Origin of the sequence: Arthrobacter sp. AQ5-05 (genome assembly GCF_003287975.1) — a bacterium.
GTDB lineage: Bacteria > Actinomycetota > Actinomycetes > Actinomycetales > Micrococcaceae > Paeniglutamicibacter.
The window spans coordinates 132,707-148,134 of the sequence record NZ_QMKQ01000005.1; the positions used below are offsets into that span (position 1 = coordinate 132,707).

At 66.6% G+C, this 15,428-nt stretch carries 13 protein-coding genes, 1 tRNA gene and 1 other RNA gene; 8 read left to right on the forward strand and 7 right to left on the reverse strand.

Going from position 1 to position 15,428, the window contains the following annotated elements; genetic code table 11:
* Positions 1-50 precede the first annotated feature (50 nt).
* From rnpB to DQ353_RS07430, 5 genes are all read left to right on the forward strand, one after another.
* Positions 51-416: RNase P RNA component class A (rnpB, locus tag DQ353_RS07410), an RNA gene on the forward strand.
* A 321-nt stretch (positions 417-737) separates the two neighbouring features.
* A complete protein-coding gene (locus DQ353_RS07415; RefSeq protein WP_113762133.1) occupies positions 738-950 on the forward strand; it encodes a hypothetical protein in 213 nt (70 codons plus the stop codon).
* A 67-nt stretch (positions 951-1,017) separates the two neighbouring features.
* The gene (locus tag DQ353_RS07420; RefSeq protein ID WP_113762134.1) at positions 1,018-1,335 is read left to right on the forward strand and encodes a hypothetical protein; all 318 of its coding nucleotides are present in this window, start codon (positions 1,018-1,020) and stop codon (positions 1,333-1,335) included.
* A 23-nt stretch (positions 1,336-1,358) separates the two neighbouring features.
* Positions 1,359-2,357, forward strand: coding sequence for an alpha/beta hydrolase family protein (locus tag DQ353_RS07425; RefSeq protein WP_113762135.1), 999 nt, complete (start codon positions 1,359-1,361; stop codon positions 2,355-2,357).
* 157 nt (positions 2,358-2,514) lie between these two features.
* Positions 2,515-3,975, forward strand: coding sequence for a glyceraldehyde-3-phosphate dehydrogenase (locus DQ353_RS07430; RefSeq protein WP_113762136.1), 1,461 nt, complete (start codon positions 2,515-2,517; stop codon positions 3,973-3,975).
* Positions 3,976-4,390: 415 nt separating this feature from the next.
* Here the strand turns inward: DQ353_RS07430 and DQ353_RS07435 are convergent, their stop codons facing one another.
* The 5 genes from DQ353_RS07435 to DQ353_RS21290 all read right to left on the reverse strand — a co-directional run bounded on the left by DQ353_RS07435 (position 4,391) and on the right by DQ353_RS21290 (position 7,175).
* On the reverse strand, positions 4,391-5,230 hold the full coding sequence (locus DQ353_RS07435) for an acyltransferase domain-containing protein (RefSeq protein WP_146755218.1): 840 nt from the start codon (positions 5,228-5,230) through the stop codon (positions 4,391-4,393).
* Between the two features lie 78 nt (positions 5,231-5,308).
* Entirely contained in the window at positions 5,309-5,881 is a 573-nt protein-coding gene (gene def / locus DQ353_RS07440) for a peptide deformylase (protein ID WP_113762138.1), read from the reverse strand.
* Between the two features lie 216 nt (positions 5,882-6,097).
* A tRNA-His gene (locus DQ353_RS07445) sits at positions 6,098-6,173 on the reverse strand.
* Positions 6,174-6,312: 139 nt separating this feature from the next.
* Positions 6,313-6,930 (reverse strand): oligoribonuclease, encoded by a 618-nt coding sequence (gene orn, locus DQ353_RS07450; RefSeq protein ID WP_113762139.1) that lies wholly within the window; start codon positions 6,928-6,930, stop codon positions 6,313-6,315.
* Positions 6,931-6,968: 38 nt separating this feature from the next.
* Positions 6,969-7,175 carry a hypothetical protein gene (locus DQ353_RS21290; protein WP_146755219.1) on the reverse strand — a complete coding sequence of 69 codons (207 nt, stop codon included), beginning with the start codon at positions 7,173-7,175 and terminating at the stop codon, positions 6,969-6,971.
* A gap of 383 nt (positions 7,176-7,558) precedes the next feature.
* On the opposite strand from DQ353_RS21290, the gene mptB (DQ353_RS07455) reads away from it, so the two are divergent.
* The 3 genes from mptB (DQ353_RS07455) (at position 7,559) to DQ353_RS07465 (ending at position 12,118) form a co-directional block, all read left to right on the forward strand.
* A complete protein-coding gene (mptB, locus tag DQ353_RS07455) occupies positions 7,559-9,109 on the forward strand; it encodes a polyprenol phosphomannose-dependent alpha 1,6 mannosyltransferase MptB (RefSeq protein WP_113762140.1) in 1,551 nt (516 codons plus the stop codon).
* Entirely contained in the window at positions 9,106-10,707 is a 1,602-nt protein-coding gene (gene mptB / locus DQ353_RS07460; protein ID WP_113762141.1) for a polyprenol phosphomannose-dependent alpha 1,6 mannosyltransferase MptB, read from the forward strand. Before mptB (DQ353_RS07455) ends, mptB (DQ353_RS07460) begins: the two co-directional genes overlap by 4 nt.
* Positions 10,708-10,792: 85 nt before the next feature.
* The gene (locus DQ353_RS07465; RefSeq protein ID WP_113762142.1) at positions 10,793-12,118 is read left to right on the forward strand and encodes a glycosyltransferase family 87 protein; all 1,326 of its coding nucleotides are present in this window, start codon (positions 10,793-10,795) and stop codon (positions 12,116-12,118) included.
* A 698-nt stretch (positions 12,119-12,816) separates the two neighbouring features.
* On the opposite strand, the gene DQ353_RS07470 is transcribed toward DQ353_RS07465, so the two are convergent.
* Together DQ353_RS07470 and DQ353_RS07475 are read right to left on the reverse strand one after the other, a co-directional pair.
* Positions 12,817-14,283, reverse strand: coding sequence for a DUF2079 domain-containing protein (locus DQ353_RS07470; RefSeq protein WP_113762143.1), 1,467 nt, complete (start codon positions 14,281-14,283; stop codon positions 12,817-12,819).
* A 46-nt stretch (positions 14,284-14,329) separates the two neighbouring features.
* Positions 14,330-14,962, reverse strand: coding sequence for a uracil-DNA glycosylase family protein (locus tag DQ353_RS07475; RefSeq protein ID WP_113762144.1), 633 nt, complete (start codon positions 14,960-14,962; stop codon positions 14,330-14,332).
* Positions 14,963-15,428: the final 466 nt, after the last annotated feature.

The following is a 15,428-nucleotide window of genomic DNA, read 5'->3' on the forward strand; positions in this document are numbered from 1 at the left end:
CTGCCGGGTGTTAAGCCGCAACCCAAAAGCGACTAGACTTGTTTGCTGGACGGGATGACCAGACGATCGCGTGCCACGCAAGTGGCCCGAGGAACGTCCGGGCTCCACAGAACAGGGTGGTGGGTAACGCCCACTCGGGGTAACCCGCAGGCTAGTGCCACAGAGAATAGACCGCCCGCATTCGTGCGGGTAAGGGTGAAACGGTGGTGTAAGAGACCACCAGCATTCCAGGTGACTGGAGTGGCTTGGTAAACCCCACCCGGAGCAAGGTCAGACAGACTGCTGGGTTGTTCGCTCAATGCAGTCGGGTGGACCGCTTGAGGGTGTCGGCAACGGCACTCCTAGATAGATGATCGTCACCGCGATTCGGGTAACCGACCGCGGCACAAAACCCGGCGTACGCGTCATCCCGTCCATTCACACCACAGCGTCCCTTGCAACCAATGGGATGCAGCGGCTTGTGCGCAACCCAGCATCATGCCGAAATGCCTGAGGAAACCCGGCGTGCCACAGCCCTCCCGCCACGGAACCGCTGCGGATTCCGGTCCAGTCGGTTTGGAAGTTCCACATCATGGCCGCCCGGCGCGCCGAACCTCCGTGCAACCTACACCGGCGCACCTCCCCGCACAGGCAGAAACGCGATCTGGTCCAGACTCTGCCCGTGCCGGGTTGAGCAGCGGGGATGCCTTGGCTAGAATATTGCCTGCAGATTTCGACGCGCATGAAAGGACACCACCGTGCACCAGCTGGACTTGGTCCGTGCCGCCGCCGAGGACGTGGCCTCCGCCCGGATTCTCCTGAACGAACGAATCGAGGCTCTCGAGGCCATCATGGCCGCAGCCCTGCACCATGGAGTCTCCGCTGCCCAAGCTTCGGAAGCCGCACGGGCCGCCCAACTGGCCGGTTCGGAAGAACCACAAGTGACGCCCCGGAAGCTGCAAGTCGCCTGAGCCGGCACCGGGCGGCGGCACGGGGGGATGTCCCGCCGCCCGGTTCGCCCGGCATTAGACTCAGGTCATGGAGTGGCTTTTCTGGCTGATCGCGATACCGGTGCTGTGCATCGGATTGCTCTGGGCCGCCTCGAAGTTCACGTTTCCCACCGACGGTGGAGGCAGCGGAGCCGGTGGCGTCTTCGATGCCTTGAACAACTTCTACAAGCCCTCCGGCTCGGCCGCCCAGCAAGCCCTTGAGGAACAGAAGCGCCAAGTCCAGGATTCCGCCCAGGGGCAGGACCGCGACCCGCTGGCAGGCTTCCCGCACAGGCCTTCCACACACCCGCACGAGGCCGCGGACGGTTCCGAAGACACGCCGGGGGAACCCTGGATCCCGCGCTAGAACCCCCGCGGGAGCACCGGAGCGTGGCAGGCCCCACGACAATCGAGATCGCCTGCGACGACGGCCAGGTACTGCACGGGCACGTGTTCGAACCAGCGACGCCCCGGACCGATGCCGCCAGCGGGGTACCCAAGAGCATCGTCGTGATTGCCGCGGCCACGGGAGTGCCCTCGCGCTACTACCGCCGCTACGCAGCCTTCCTTGCCGCGAACGGATTCATCGCGGTGACCTTCGACTACCGCGGCATCGGCACCTCCGCACCCGCCACGCTGCGCGGCTTCCGGGCGCGCTGGCACGACTGGGGAACCCAGGACATCGACGCCGCGCTGCGCTGGGCACGGACGCGCCACGGTGGCCTCCCGTTGCTGCTCGTCGGCCACAGCTACGGGGGTTTCGCCGTGGGCCTGGCACCGGAATCCCGGTACCTCACCCGCATCCTGACCGTCGGGGCACAGCACGCCTTTTGGCGGGACCACGCCAAGGGCCACCGCGCCCGATTCCTCTTCCGATGGCACCTGTACATGCCGCTGGCCACGCTGGCGTGCGGATTCTTCCCGGGAAAGCGGCGGGGCCGGCTCGAGGACCTGCCCCGGGGAGTCGCCCTGGACCGGGCGCGCAGCCGCAAGGACTTCACGAGGAACGCACCGGCCGGCCAACGTGAACGGATGCGCGAAGCCCAGCGAGCGTTACGCGCACCGATCCGCGCGGTGGCACCCACCGACGACCCCTATGCCACCGGGCCGGCGGTGGCCCGCGCCCTGGCCTGCACCCCGCAGGCCCCGGCCAGCACGCACCACCTGGAACCAGGGGACTACGGGCGCGAGGGCATCGGGCATTTCGGGCTGTTTCACGACAGCTACAGCGGCACGTTCTGGCACCAGTCCCTGTCCTGGCTCGAACACGGCATCGACCCCTGGGCGGCAAGCGGAACCCTGCCCGGCAGCGGGTCGTGGCTTCAGGAGCACAACGGCGCGGTCCCCGGCACCACGGCGGGTGTGAGGGACTTCACCGGGACGTGCTGAAGATCGCCGCGTACACATACTAGAATGGGTGCTGGGCCATAGCGCTCCACCGGGGGAATGATCCTGCTACCCCCTCAAACAACCGCTTCTGCAAAGGTGCTTTAGCGGTAACAACCGGCTTGAGGATCGCCAGCCGGCTGAATCGGAAGGATTTTCAGTGACCCAGCAGTCTGTCGAAGCCCTACAGGAATGGAGCGGGCGCGAAGAGCTCGCCGAGGCCATGATCCCGTTGATCGGGCGCCTGTACCGCAACAACAACGTGGTGACCTCCATTTATGGCCGCAAGCTGATCAACCAGTCGGTCATCAACATCCTCAAGGCACACCGCGTGGTTCGCCGTGTCGAGGGCGAAGAGCTCTCCATCGAGCAGACCATGCCGTTGCTGCAGGCCATTGACGCCCTGAACGTCGGCGCCGTCGCGGTCGACCTGGGCCGCCTGAACAAGAAGTTCGTGGACTCGGGTTCCGCAGACCTGAACGCCTTCCTCATCGAAGAGCTGGGCGAGAAGGTCGGCAAGGCCGGCGCCACCGACGCCGAGCCCACCGACGTCGTGCTCTACGGTTTTGGCCGCATCGGCCGCCTGCTGGCCCGCATCCTCATCGAACGCGGCGGCTACGGCCTGCGCCTGCGCGCCATCGTGGTTCGCAAGGGCTCGGACGACGACCTGGTCAAGCGCGCCTCGCTGCTGCGCCGTGACTCGGTCCACGGCCCGTTTGACGGATCGATCACCGTGGACGAGGAAAACAACACCATCCTCGCCAACGGCACGCTGATCCAGGTCATCTACTCCAACGACCCGGCCACCGTCGACTACACCTCCTACGGCATCGACAACGCCATCGTCGTTGACAACACCGGCCGCTGGCGTGACGAGGAAGGCCTGGGCCAGCACCTGGCCGCCAAGGGCGTTTCCCGCGTTCTGCTCACCGCACCGGGCAAGGGCAACCTGAAGAACATCGTCCACGGCATCAACCACGGCGACATCACCGCCGAGGACAAGATCGTCACCGCGGCATCCTGCACGACCAACGCCATCACCCCGGTGCTCAAGGCACTGAACGACCGCTTTGGCGTCGTGCACGGCCACGTCGAGACGGTTCACTCGTTCACCAACGACCAGAACCTGATCGACAACTTCCACAAGGGCGAGCGCCGCGGACGTTCGGCAGTGCTGAACATGGTCATCACCGAAACGGGTGCCGCCAAGGCAGTTGCCAAGGCACTTCCGGAGCTCGAGGGCAAGCTGACAGGCAATGCCATCCGCGTCCCAACCCCGGATGTTTCCATGGCGATCCTGAACCTGAACCTGGAAATCGGGACCACCAAGGAAGAATTGAACAGCTACCTGCGCGAGACCTCGCTGGGTGCCGAGCTGCACAAGCAGATCGACTACATCGATTCGCCCGAGGTGGTCTCCACCGACTTCGTCGGCTCGCGCCGTGCCGGCATCGTTGACGGCCTGGCCACCATCGTCTCGGACAAGAACGCCGTCGTCTACGTCTGGTACGACAACGAATTCGGTTACTCCTGCCAGGTGGTGCGCGTCATCGAAACCATGGCCGGCACCCACCCGGTCGCCGTGCCGGCGATCGCAGCGGTCCAGACCGCAAGCGTCTAGCAGCGCGTCCGCAAAGCGGGCCGCACCCTTCTTCGGAATCGAAGGCGGGTGCGGCCCGCTTCGGCGTTAACGCCCGAATCCGGGGCAGCCGCGTGGGTTGCGGCACTCGGGTCCTGTCGATTCTTGCGCTGGCGTTGTTTGCCGGGATCCCGGGTCTGGCAGCGGCGGCCGTCTGGATGCGGTCGGGTGGGAAGGCGCCGGAGTTCCCGCACACCACCACAGATCTTTCATCGGGATGCCCGGCGGTTCGGGTCGCGCGGCTGCCTCCTGGCTGGCGAGCCGGACACCTTTGGAGGTGGATACGCCTTCGTGTCCCAGGCGTTGGAACGGGGCCCGGCCCCTGGCCCCGAGGGGTGGGACGACGGGAAGTTCCCCACCCGGTCGTTCTTCGAGCCCCGGGCCGAATGGGTGGGACTCAGCCAACGGGCATGGGCCAGGGCGCAAGACCCTTGCCGACCCGCCATGAACCGCCGTTCTCGATACGCTCAAGCACCACCCGTTGCAGGGACGAGTCCCTCGGCAGCGTTGAGATCTCCGCGTCCGCGGGCACCCGGAAGGTGAAGTACAGCGCGTCGCCCGGCTCGTCGCGCAGCTCGACGTTCGTGAAGCGTGCGGAAAAAGCGGCCATGTTCGAGTTCGGAAGGGCGTCGGCGAGATGCGGATCGAGCAGCCAGGAATCGCAGTAGGCGTGGTCGATGCGGTGTGCGGGGAAGTGTTCCGCCAGGAAGGTGGCGGCAAGCCGCAACGAGGCATCGACGGAGCCGGCATCCAGCGCTCCGTCTTCGGGGATATGAAGGCCCACCGTCCAGGGACCGCTTTCCGTATCGCGGTGCAGGTGGAATTGCAGGCGGCCCAGCCGGTACAGCGATCCGGAAAGGTGCAGGGTGGTCCACCACGCGGTGTCGAGCCCGAAGCCGCCGTGCGTGCGGCGGTGCCAGTGCAGTTGTGCACCGATATCCGCAAGGGTCGCCTCGATCACCGCCGCGGGAATCCGCATCCCTTCCAGGCGGGCGGCCGCCACCGGGGCGAAGCGCAGCAGCGCCTCGATCCAGGCCCGGGAATCGACGCCCGGCAGCATCCGCAGCCCCTCGGCCGGGAACGAGCCCCAGCGCGCTTCCAGGGCGGCCAGTGCGCTGCGCACCGGTTCCCCTGCCTCGGTGCGAAGCATGGCTGTGCATGCGCCAACGTCGGGTTCCGGGACGGCGCACAATTCGAGGATTGCCGCGGCGATCCGCGGGTGAAGCTGCTCAAACATGGTGACCTGCTTGCTGGCGGGGAGCGCCGGTGGGTGCATCGATGGGGGCGTGTGCCGCGAGGGATGCCGGCGGCGGGGCTAGTGGCCGAAGGGGTCCTCGTCGGTGCCGGGCATCCACGTCAGCCCGGGAACTCCCCATTCGAGGGACTTCTTGGCTTTCTTCCAGCGCTTGGCCCACTTTTCGGGCAGCTTGTCGACGTACAGGTAGCCGTCGAGGTGGTCGTACTCGTGCTGCATGATGCGGGCGAACCAGCCGGTGGCATCGAACGCCACCGGGTTGCCGTCGCCGTCGAAGCCCTCAATGCGGGCGAACTCGGCGCGCTTGAGCGGGAAGTTCAGTGCCGGAGCCGACAGACAGCCCTCGATGTCCTCTTCCGGGTCCGGGGCGGCACCGGAGATCTTCGAGAGCGTCAGCACCGGGTTCACGACCACGCCACGGGTGGGGGCATCGTCGTCGTGCGCGTACTCGTAGGTGAAGATGCGAAGGCCGACGCCGATCTGCGGGGCGGCCAGGCCGACGCCGTTGGCGGCATCCATGGTGTCGTACATGTCGGTGATCAGCGCACGAAGCTCGTCATTGAATTCGGCAACTTCCTTCGCGCGCGTGTGCAGCACGGGTTCGCCGTAGATGGTGACCGGACGAATGCTCAAGACTTCTCCTAAGTGCTTTCTGTGAAACGGTGTGCAGATGGGGAGCGGGAGCCCCCGTGGGCGGCCAGGTGCGTGGCCAACCAAGACGGTAGCGGGGTCCGGCCCTGAACCACAGCGCCGGACACCGGGCTGCGAGTGCCTGCCCCGCCCGCCGGAAAAACCGGAAACACGGTGGAATGGCAAAAGCCGCTCCGGATTGATCCGGAGCGGCTTCATTGGGGTGAGTAACGGGGATTGAACCCGCGACCTTCTGGACCACAACCAGACGCTCTGCCGACTGAGCTATACCCACCAAGTTCGCCCTGAGGCTAGTCGCCCTTGGCCCGGAATCTCTTCCGAACTGCTGGGCAACGAGAACTATATTACACACACTTCGAGGTGGAGTGCCAACTCGAAAAGGGCCTCAGGGGCTGTGTTGTGCGACACAGGGCCTAATCAGCAGGCCTTTGAGCGACAATTTGGGCTGCGGCGGCCTTTGCCGAGGCGGAATCCGGGCCCGGGGCGGGGACCATGACGGTGGCCCGGTAGTACTTCAGTTCCTCGATGGAATCGCGGATGTCACCCAGGGCGCGGTGGTTGCCGGTCTTGGCCGGGGCGGCGAAGAACGCCCGGGGGTACCAGCGGCGGGCCAGCTCCTTGATGGTGGAGACATCCAGGATCCGGTAGTGCAGGTGGTCGGTGACCTCGGGCATGTCCCGGGCGAGGAAGTTCTTGTCGGTGCCCACGGAGTTTCCTGCCAGCAGCGCCTTGTTGGGCTCCGGGGCGTGGGAGCGGATGTAGTCCATGACGATCTTCTGCGCGTCGGCCATCCCCAGGCCGGCATCAAGCTCGGTGAGCAGCCCGCTGGTGGTGTGCATGTTGCGCACGAAGTCGCCCATCTGCTCCATGGCGGCAGCGGGGGGCTTGATCACCACGTCGACCCCGTCACCCAGGATGTTGAGCTCGGCGTCCGTCACCAGGACCGCAACTTCGATCAACGCGTCGGTTTCCAGGCTTAGGCCCGTCATCTCGCAGTCGATCCACACAATTTTTTCAGCTGAAATAGGCACGGACCCCAACTTACCCGATGAGACCCCGACGGGGCCGGTCAGGGGCGGGAAGAGCCGCGCGTTGCCGAGAGCAGCCACAGCATCACGAAGACCGCCAGCCCGGTTCCGGCCAGGGCGATCGAGGCAACCAGGCTCATGCCCAATCGCGGGGAAGCGATGCCCAGCAGCAGGGAAAGGAAGATGCCCCAGCCCAGCAGCGAATGGTTGCGCACCGGATTCCGTACGCTCTTTGCACGCCTGCCCACGGGTGTTGCCTCGTTTCCGCTTGTGATCGATGTAGCTGCTCCAAGCCTATGCAGGATGCACGGGCACCGGGTCGTTAGCCACGCCAGCGTGCGGACCGCGTCGGGAGATGCCCGGGAGCCGGGAGCGCGGGCGGTGCTCGATGCACCGGGACGGGGGTCCAACCGGGGCGTGCGGGGAGAGAATGGTGATGTGAGCTCGCGCGCACCCGGGGCTTGCCTCCCGGGCATACCCGGCTTGCGATGCTAGGATCGGACTTGATTTTTGCGCGGACTGCCGCGCCCTTGCGCGCCATGGAAGCGCGCATCCATCCGGTTCGGCACGCCATCGGACACGCCAGCCGGAACCTACAGCCAAGATACGACGAACCAGGAGCGGGGCGCAGATGAACCACGTGCGATCCAGCGCCGACACGAAGCCCCGTGCGGGCCGCGGGCCGCACCTGTCCCCGTTGATCCAGGGCACCATCGGTTCGGTCATGATCCTGCTGGGCTCCTACGCCATCGGCTGGCTGGCCAGCGCCTCCCCGCTGAACCGCTACCCGCTGCTGATCGCGATCCGCACCGAGTACTCCGGGGTAATCACCGGCACCGTGGTGCTGACCCTGGGCTGCTGGATCCTGTTCCGCGCCTGGCTGCGGCTGGGCCAGCAGCTGGCCGGCTGGCCCGAGGGGTCCCTGGCCGTGGTGAAGAAGGCGGTCTGGGCCTGGAGCGTCCCGATGCTGCTGGCGCTGCCGATCTTCTCTCGCGACGTCTTCGCCTACATCGGCCAGGGCCGGCTGGTGGCCGCCGGGCAGGACCCCTACGTCGATGGCATCTCCACGCTGAACAACTGGTTCCAGCTGGGCGCGGACATCACCTGGGCCGAATCCGAGACCCCGTACGGCCCGCTCTACCTGAACGTGGAGTACTGGGTGAACCGGCTGGTGGGCACAAGCCCCGACCTGTCTGTGCTGCTCTTCCGCCTCGTCGCCTTCCTCGGGGTGATCCTGTGCATGGTCTACGTGCCCAGGATCGCCGCGCTGCACAAGGTCTCCGGCGCCAAGGCCACCTGGATCTCTGTGGCCAACCCGCTGTTCCTGATCAGCTTCGTGGCTTCCGCGCACAACGACTCGCTGATGGTCGGCCTGGCCCTGGCCGGGACCTACTACGCGGCCACGCGCCGCGGGGTGCTCGGGGTGGTGCTGATTGCCGCGTCCATCGGGGTCAAGCCCATCACGCTGGTGCTGCTGCCGTTCGTCGGGCTGCTCTGGGCCGGGTCCGGGGCAAGCTGGGGACGCAAGATCCGCTACTGGGTGTACACCGCCGGGTTGGTGGGAATCATCATGGCGATCATCGGCTGGGCCAACGGGTATGGCTTCGGCTGGCTGACGGTGATGCTGGGCACCGGCACCGGCGCCGTCGTCTTCGCCCCGGTGGGGGCATTGAATTCCGTGCTCTCGGGCGCGCTGTCGACCATCGGGCTGCCCACCGACTGGCTGCTGCCGATCCTCAAGCTCATCGGCCGGCTCGCCTCGGTGGGACTGGTGCTGGTGCTGATCTTCAAGGGAAAGCACTCGCACCTGGTCCAGCGCATGGCCTTGGCCTTCTCCGCGCTGGTGATCCTCTCGCCGATCATCCAACCCTGGTACATCCTGTGGCTGCTGCCCTTCTTCGCCGTCACAGGCATCCGGGACGACTGGCAGCTGCTCTGGGTCTACTTCACCACCGCGTTCTTCATCGCCTTCGGCGCCGCGGACCAGATCTTCATCTGGCAGTTCCTTTCCGACCTCGATCCCTGGGTCAAGCACCTGTCCACGGGGATCTCGTGGGTGGCGATGGCCTACCTGGCGTTTCTGGACCCGCGCACCAAGCCCCTTTTTGCCGCGACGCTGCCGGCCCGGCTGCGCCGCGGAACCGGGTCGGTGCGCCGCGATCCCGAGGTGCCAACGACGTGAGCCCCGCCCCGCGCCCGGCGTCGCCGCCGGCACCCGGCCGCCGCTTTGTGCGCGCCACCCGCGCCCTGGAGACGCTGCGCCAGCGCAGCTCCCGGGTCCCGGGGCTGCGCCGCCTCACCGGAGGCGGGGAGAACTCCCCGGACGTCGCCATCGCCCAGGGGCTGCTCGCCTCGATCATGGTGATGGTCGGGTCCTGGGGCGTGGGCTGGATCCCCAGCTCGCAGGAGTCCCTGCTGGCCCGGGCGAGGGTGCTGCTGCCGCTGCGCGTGGAAATGCTCGGGGTCATCATCTGCACGCTGCTGCTGGCGCTGGGCTCGATGCTGCTCTTCCGTGCCTGGCTGCGGCTGCGCCAGCGCTCCCAGGGGGACGGTGCCAACCCGGTGGCGGTGATATCCAAGTCCATCTGGGTCTGGTCGATCCCGCTGCTGTTCTCCTTCCCGATCCTGTCCAAGGACGTGTACTCCTACCTGGGCCAGGGCCGGCTCATGCATGCCGGGCTCTCGCCCTACACCGACTGGGTCTCGCAGTTGCCGGGCTGGTTCGCGCAGGGCTCGGACTCGCTGTGGGCCGAATCCTCCTCGCCCTACGGGCCGCTGTTCTTGATGTACGCCCGGTTCGTGTACTTCGTCTCCGGCGGGGTTCCCGAGTACGGGGTGGCGCTGATGCGCCTGGTGGCCGTGGCCGGGGTTGCCCTGTGCGCCTGGGCCGTGGTGGCGCTGGCCCGGGCCACGGGCCGGGATGCGGCCTGGCCGCTGTGGATCTCGGTGGCCAACCCCCTGTTCCTGCTGAACATGGTCGGTGGGGTGCACAACGACGGGCTGATGATCGGCGGGGTGCTGCTCGGGTTCCTGCTGGTGATGCGCAAGCGCCACCTGGCCGGCATCCTTGCGGCCAGTGCCGCGATCGCGATCAAGCCGATCGTGGTGCTGGTGCTGCCGTTCGTGGGCCTGGCCATGGTGGCGGCCAACGCGGGCCTTGGCGCGAAGGTCCGCGCCTGGGCGTACACCGGGTTTGTGGCCGGGGCCGTGATGGCACTGCTGGGGTGGGCGTCGGGACTCTGGTTCGGCTGGATCCCGGCGATGGCAGGCGCCGGCTCGGCGGCCTTCCCCTATGCGCCGGTGGGTCTGCTGGGCATGCTCGTGGGCTGGATCGGATCGCTCGCCGGGGGGGATCTGCAATTCATCGCCGGGATCGTGTTCACGATCTTCCGCATGGCCTCCCTGGCCATCGTCTTCTGGCTGGCGGTCCGCCGCCCGGCCGGACCCCCGCTGCTCTACGCCGGATATTCCCTGGGCGCCGCGGTGGTGCTGGCCCCCATCATCCAGCCCTGGTACCTGCTGTGGCTGATCCCCTTCTTCGCCTTGTCCCGCCGCTACCCGGTGAACTGGGAGCGGGCCCTGTACATCCTGTGCCTGCTGGTGATGCTCTCCGGCGTGGTGGACCAGCTGTCAATCGGCCAGTGGTTCTCGCTGCTGGCGGTGCGCCTCTTTGCCGCCGCCGTCACCCTGGCCTACATGGCCTACCTGGTGTTCATCGACCCGAAGACGGCCGCCATCTTCGGCGCCGACAGGCGTCGGCCGCTGCGGGCAGGGCAATAACGGGCACCACCCCGGGGCTCGCCGCCCCGCACCCATACACGGACTTTCCACCCAAACACCAGAGAAACGAGGCAACCGGATCGTGATGCAACCGGTCAAGAACCTGTTCACCGCCCGCGAGGCAACCCGTCCGGTCATCATCGGGCTGCTGGTGCTGACCATCGTCGGTGCCGGGCTGGCGGTGCTCACCAAGCAATGGTGCCGCATCAACGGCTGGCCCGACGCCGAACAGCACCTGCACATGTGCTACTCGGACTTCACCCAGCTCTTCGGCACCCGCGGCATGGCCGACAAGCTCTTCCCCTACTTCACCGGGCTGCCGGCCGAGCAGGCCCTGGAATACCCGGTGCTGCTGGCGATCATTGCCGGGCTCACCGCCATGGTGATCCCCGGCATCGGATTCAGCCACGAACGCCAGCTGGCCTACTTCGATCTGAACTCGGCCCTGTCATTCATCTGCTGGGCAGTGGTGGTCGTCGCGGTCGCCTATGCCGCCAGGCACCGTAGCCGCGATGCGATCATGGTGGCGCTGGCCCCGGGCATCATCCTGACCAGCCAGCTGAACTGGGATTTGTGGGCGGTGATGCTGGCGATGTGCGGCCTGCTGGCGTTCTCCCGCAAGCACATCGTGCTGGCCGGGGTGCTGCTGGGCCTGGGTGCCGCGGCGAAGCTCTACCCGTTCTTCCTCTTCGGCGCGATCCTGGTGCTGTGCTGGCGCACCGGGCGCATGCGCCACTTCTGGGTCTCGCTGGCGTCGGGCATCGTCGCCTGGCTGGCGATCAACGTGCCGTTCATGATCACCGCGTTCGACGAATGGAGCCGCTTCTACACCTTCTCCGGGGACCGCCCGGCGGGGAATTCCTCGATGTGGCTGGCGTTCGTGTGGACCGGGATGGACGGTTCGACCATGTCCTACCTCTCCAACGGTCTCTTCGGGATCGCCTGCCTGGGCATCGCCTGGCTGGGGCTCAGTGCCAAGCGCCGCCCGCGCCTGGCACAGCTGGCGTTCCTGATCGTTGCCGCGTTCCTGCTCTTCGGCAAGGTGTACTCGCCGCAGTTTGTGATGTGGCTGATCCCGCTCTATGTGCTGGCCCGACCCAAGTGGCGCGAGTTCCTGGTGTGGCAGGGGATCGAGGTGTTCCACTGGGTGTTCGTCTGGCTCTGGAGCGCGAAGTGGGTTTCCGGGTTGAAGTACTTCGGCGACAGCTGGGCCATCGAAATCCTCTACGGCCTGGGCATCGTCGCGCACATGGCGATGCTGGTGTACATCTGCGTGAAGATCATCGGGGACATCCGCAACCCGGACCGGGACGTGGTGAGGGCCGATGGCACCGACGACCCGCTGGCCGGGGGTCTGGAAAACCTTCAGGACAAGTTCGTCCTCGGGCGCAAGGCCCGATCCGAAAGCTGATTCGGGACCGGCCGGCCCGAGGGACCCGCGCCGTCACCCCAACCGGGTGCATGCGGGCCTCGGCGCGGATCGGCGCGCATGCAAAGGCAGGATGGAACCCATGAAGAAACCGGGTGCCATCCTGCCTTTGCATGCGCGGACACCTGCCGTGGCCCATGCAGCCTTCGAGCCGGAATCCAACGTCGGGAACATCGCGGCGGCCGGATTCTTCACGATGTTTGGTGTCTCGGTGTCCCCGTGCCCATGGTCGTCAGGGGATCGCGCTTCGATTCCATGGCATCGGTGCCGGGTGTCCACGGACGTACCGCGATCGGCATCTTTTTGTCCCGCGGCCATGATGGATTTCGGAATTGCCCACGTGGTGGCCCCCGAAGATGATGCATCCCGCGACGGCGGGGTGGTGACGGGGCTGATGGCCAGTGGGCGCCTGTCCATGGTGCTTCCCGGCGTCCAGACGTCCTGGCGTCCTGGTGGTGCGGGGCGGGGCCTGCGACGGCGGCGGTGAATGGCGAACCCCGGCGATGGCCGGAGCCTTCATGCAGTTAATGGCCAGGCGGCGCTGCGGGGCCAAGAAGCGCGGCCGGTGTCGGGAAACGCCGCTCGCGGATTCACCTCTTAACGCCGCGGGCCGCACCGGGGAAATCCGGTGCGGCCCATGAAGTGCCGGTTGAGCGTGGGCGGTTCCGCGCCGGAGGGTGTCAGCGCTTGAGGTAATCCGAGCAGACGGGGTTCACCGGGATGTCGCGGTGCAGCACCAGCAGCCCATGGTCGATGGGTGCGACCTCCTTGAAGCCCAGGGCATGTGCGCGCTCCAGGGCCTGGGGCGGGTTCAGCGGGTCCCAGCCGCCGAGCTCCTGCTCGTTGAAGTCGATGATCATCCAGCTGGACAAATCGGTGCCGATGTCGCCCATCATCCCCACATAGGTGCGGGTGGTCAGGTGTGGAACCAAGGTGTCGGCGGCCTCGACGCACACGCCGTCGGGGATCATTTCCACGGCGCGTTCCTTGGCGGCGACCAGCGTGCCCGAAGCCCAGTTGGCCCCGGTCAGCGTGCGGCCCAGCGGGAAGACCGAGTGGAAGAACAGCGTGCCGACCAGCGAAAACACCAGCAGCCAGGCCGGGGCGATGACCTTGATCCGGTTCCAGCCGTGGCGCTGGATGAGCTTGCCCAGCACGTGCACGGCGGAGAGGACCAGGATCGGGGCCATGATGGCGTCGTACTGGTACACCGGGGCCCAGGTGTTCAGCCGGTCGTTGAACAGCCGGCTCAGCAGCAGCGGGGCCCCCAGGATCACGTACGGGGAGGCCAGCGGCAGCAATGCCAGCGGCACGAAGCTCAGCAGCCACAACGCCACCTTGAGCTGGTGGTTGAACAGGATCTCAATCGAGGCGAACGGGTGGGTAAGCAGGAAGGCGATGGCCGCCCCGGCGCTGGCGCCCAGGGCGGTGTACTGCCAGTAGGTGAATACGCCGGCGGGGGAGAACAGCGGGATCAGGTAGCTGGTGACCACCAAGTAGCCGCCAAGCCCGATCGCTGCCGTCAATGCCGCCTTGGCCCACTGCTTGTGGAAGAGCAGCACGATGCCCACCGCAACCATGGTGATGCCCATGTCCTCGCGCACCAGCAGCAGCGCGCAGGCAAGCCCGACGACCAGCCAATGGCGGCCGCGGTCGAAGCCCCAGATGATCCAGGCCATGATCGGCACGCCGAAGGCGACCTCGTGGAACTCCCAGTTCACGATGGCCTGGAACGGCCACCACAGCAGCATCGCCGAGGCGGTAAGCAGCGCCCCGAGGTGCCCGAAGCGCGGCCGGGTGAACAGGTAGACGGGTATCGCGGAGGAGACCAGCAGCAGCGCCAGCACGATGCCGAGCATCCGCGGGTCGTTCCAGATCCAGTAGAAAGGGGCGAGCAGCACCAGGATCGGATGGAAGTGGTCGCCCAACAGGTTGAAGTCCACGCCCTTGATCGGCACGATCGGTGCCTTGAACATGGAATACTGCCGCGCGGCCTGGTCGAAGATGCCCAGGTCGTAGCCGCGGGACTCGAAGTTGGCGAAGCGCAGGAAGGAGTGCGCAACGTACAACACCCCCGCCAGGACCATGGCCGTGCCCAGTTGAAGTTTCTGGGCGCGGCTCACGGATGCGGGGGTGTCGTTGGGCATGACCTCGAGTTTATCCAAGAGTCGGGCCGGTGAAGAATTCGCGGGGCTACTTGGCCGGGGCCAGGCCGGTGCGGGCCATGGCGTCGGAGTAGGCGGCGTAGATTTCCTCGAGGTGGGCCTGCTGGCGTTCCGGGGAGCCGGCAAAAGCACGGCCGTCGAGGGACTTGACCTTGTAGGTCTTGAAGCCGCGGCGCCACAGCAGCGGGTTCTGCGTCTTGACCAGCTGCTCGGAGAGGCGGTGGGCCTCGGTTCCGTGTGCGATCAGGACAGAAGCGCGCGGCACGACCTTGAGCAGGCGCAGCAGCGGCTTGAGGCCCGAGGTGATCTGCGGCGGGGTGAACTTGCCGTTGGCTTCGCCGGGTGTGTGCCACGGGTGGACGTTCCACGGCAGGATGTACTCCGGACGCAGCCCCAGCTGCCACTGCATGCCCAGCATGCGGGTGGAGGCTTCCTGCGACCCTGCGTCGATGAAGCCGGTCTCGTTGGCGATGCCGATGTTGGAGAACAGCGAGATGATGCGCGCTTCCTCGATGTTGTGCACTGGATCAACGAAGGATACCGAGGTCTCAGGTCGAAGCGCCCGGGTCTCGTCCAAAAGACGGTTGACGGGTTCGATCTGGTCCTCGTAGCGGCGTTCCATGAGGGAATTTTCGACGTGGTCCGGGGCAATTGCTGTCATGAAGGTGAGCTTCTCCTGCTGTGGTACGTAAGGCACGGCCGATCGCATCAATCGCGCGCCACCTAGGGCGACGCACGTTGATTACCGTGTCAATGCTGCTAGAGCTGGGGGTGGGGAGTGGGATCCATGTGGTTCCGGTGGCTGGCGTGCCCCATGGTGAACGCAAGGTTGATCCATGCTTAACAATAGCCGCTCCCGGCCGCTTTGGGCAGGCTTGGCCGTGGGCCGCTGGTGGTGATCATTGGCACAGGCGCCGGGACGTTGCCACACAATCGATGGCCTTACTCCGTCCCGGTGGCCAGCGTGCAGCCCCGGGGGCCTTCCGGCGCGGATTGCGCTCCTTTCGAGGCTCGTTGACGCGTTGTTCCCCGGCGCCGCTACAGACTGCCCCGGGGAGGGTGTTGCGGGGTCGATGAAAGACCCATTGGTCCGGAACCCGTGAAGCCAGCGCATAGAATTGGGACTG

What these genes read in the sequence shown, in the direction of transcription:
- DQ353_RS07420 (WP_113762134.1), top strand. Translation starts at nt 1,018, where the DNA reads ATGGAGTGGCTTTTCTGGCTGATCGCGATACCGGTGCTGTGCATCGGA.
- DQ353_RS07435 (WP_146755218.1), bottom strand. Translation starts at nt 5,230, where the DNA reads ATGTTTGAGCAGCTTCACCCGCGGATCGCCGCGGCAATCCTCGAATTG.
- mptB (WP_113762140.1), top strand. Translation starts at nt 7,559, where the DNA reads ATGAACCACGTGCGATCCAGCGCCGACACGAAGCCCCGTGCGGGCCGC.
- DQ353_RS07465 (WP_113762142.1), top strand. Translation starts at nt 10,793, where the DNA reads ATGCAACCGGTCAAGAACCTGTTCACCGCCCGCGAGGCAACCCGTCCG.
- DQ353_RS07470 (WP_113762143.1), bottom strand. Translation starts at nt 14,283, where the DNA reads ATGCCCAACGACACCCCCGCATCCGTGAGCCGCGCCCAGAAACTTCAA.
- DQ353_RS07475 (WP_113762144.1), bottom strand. Translation starts at nt 14,962, where the DNA reads ATGACAGCAATTGCCCCGGACCACGTCGAAAATTCCCTCATGGAACGC.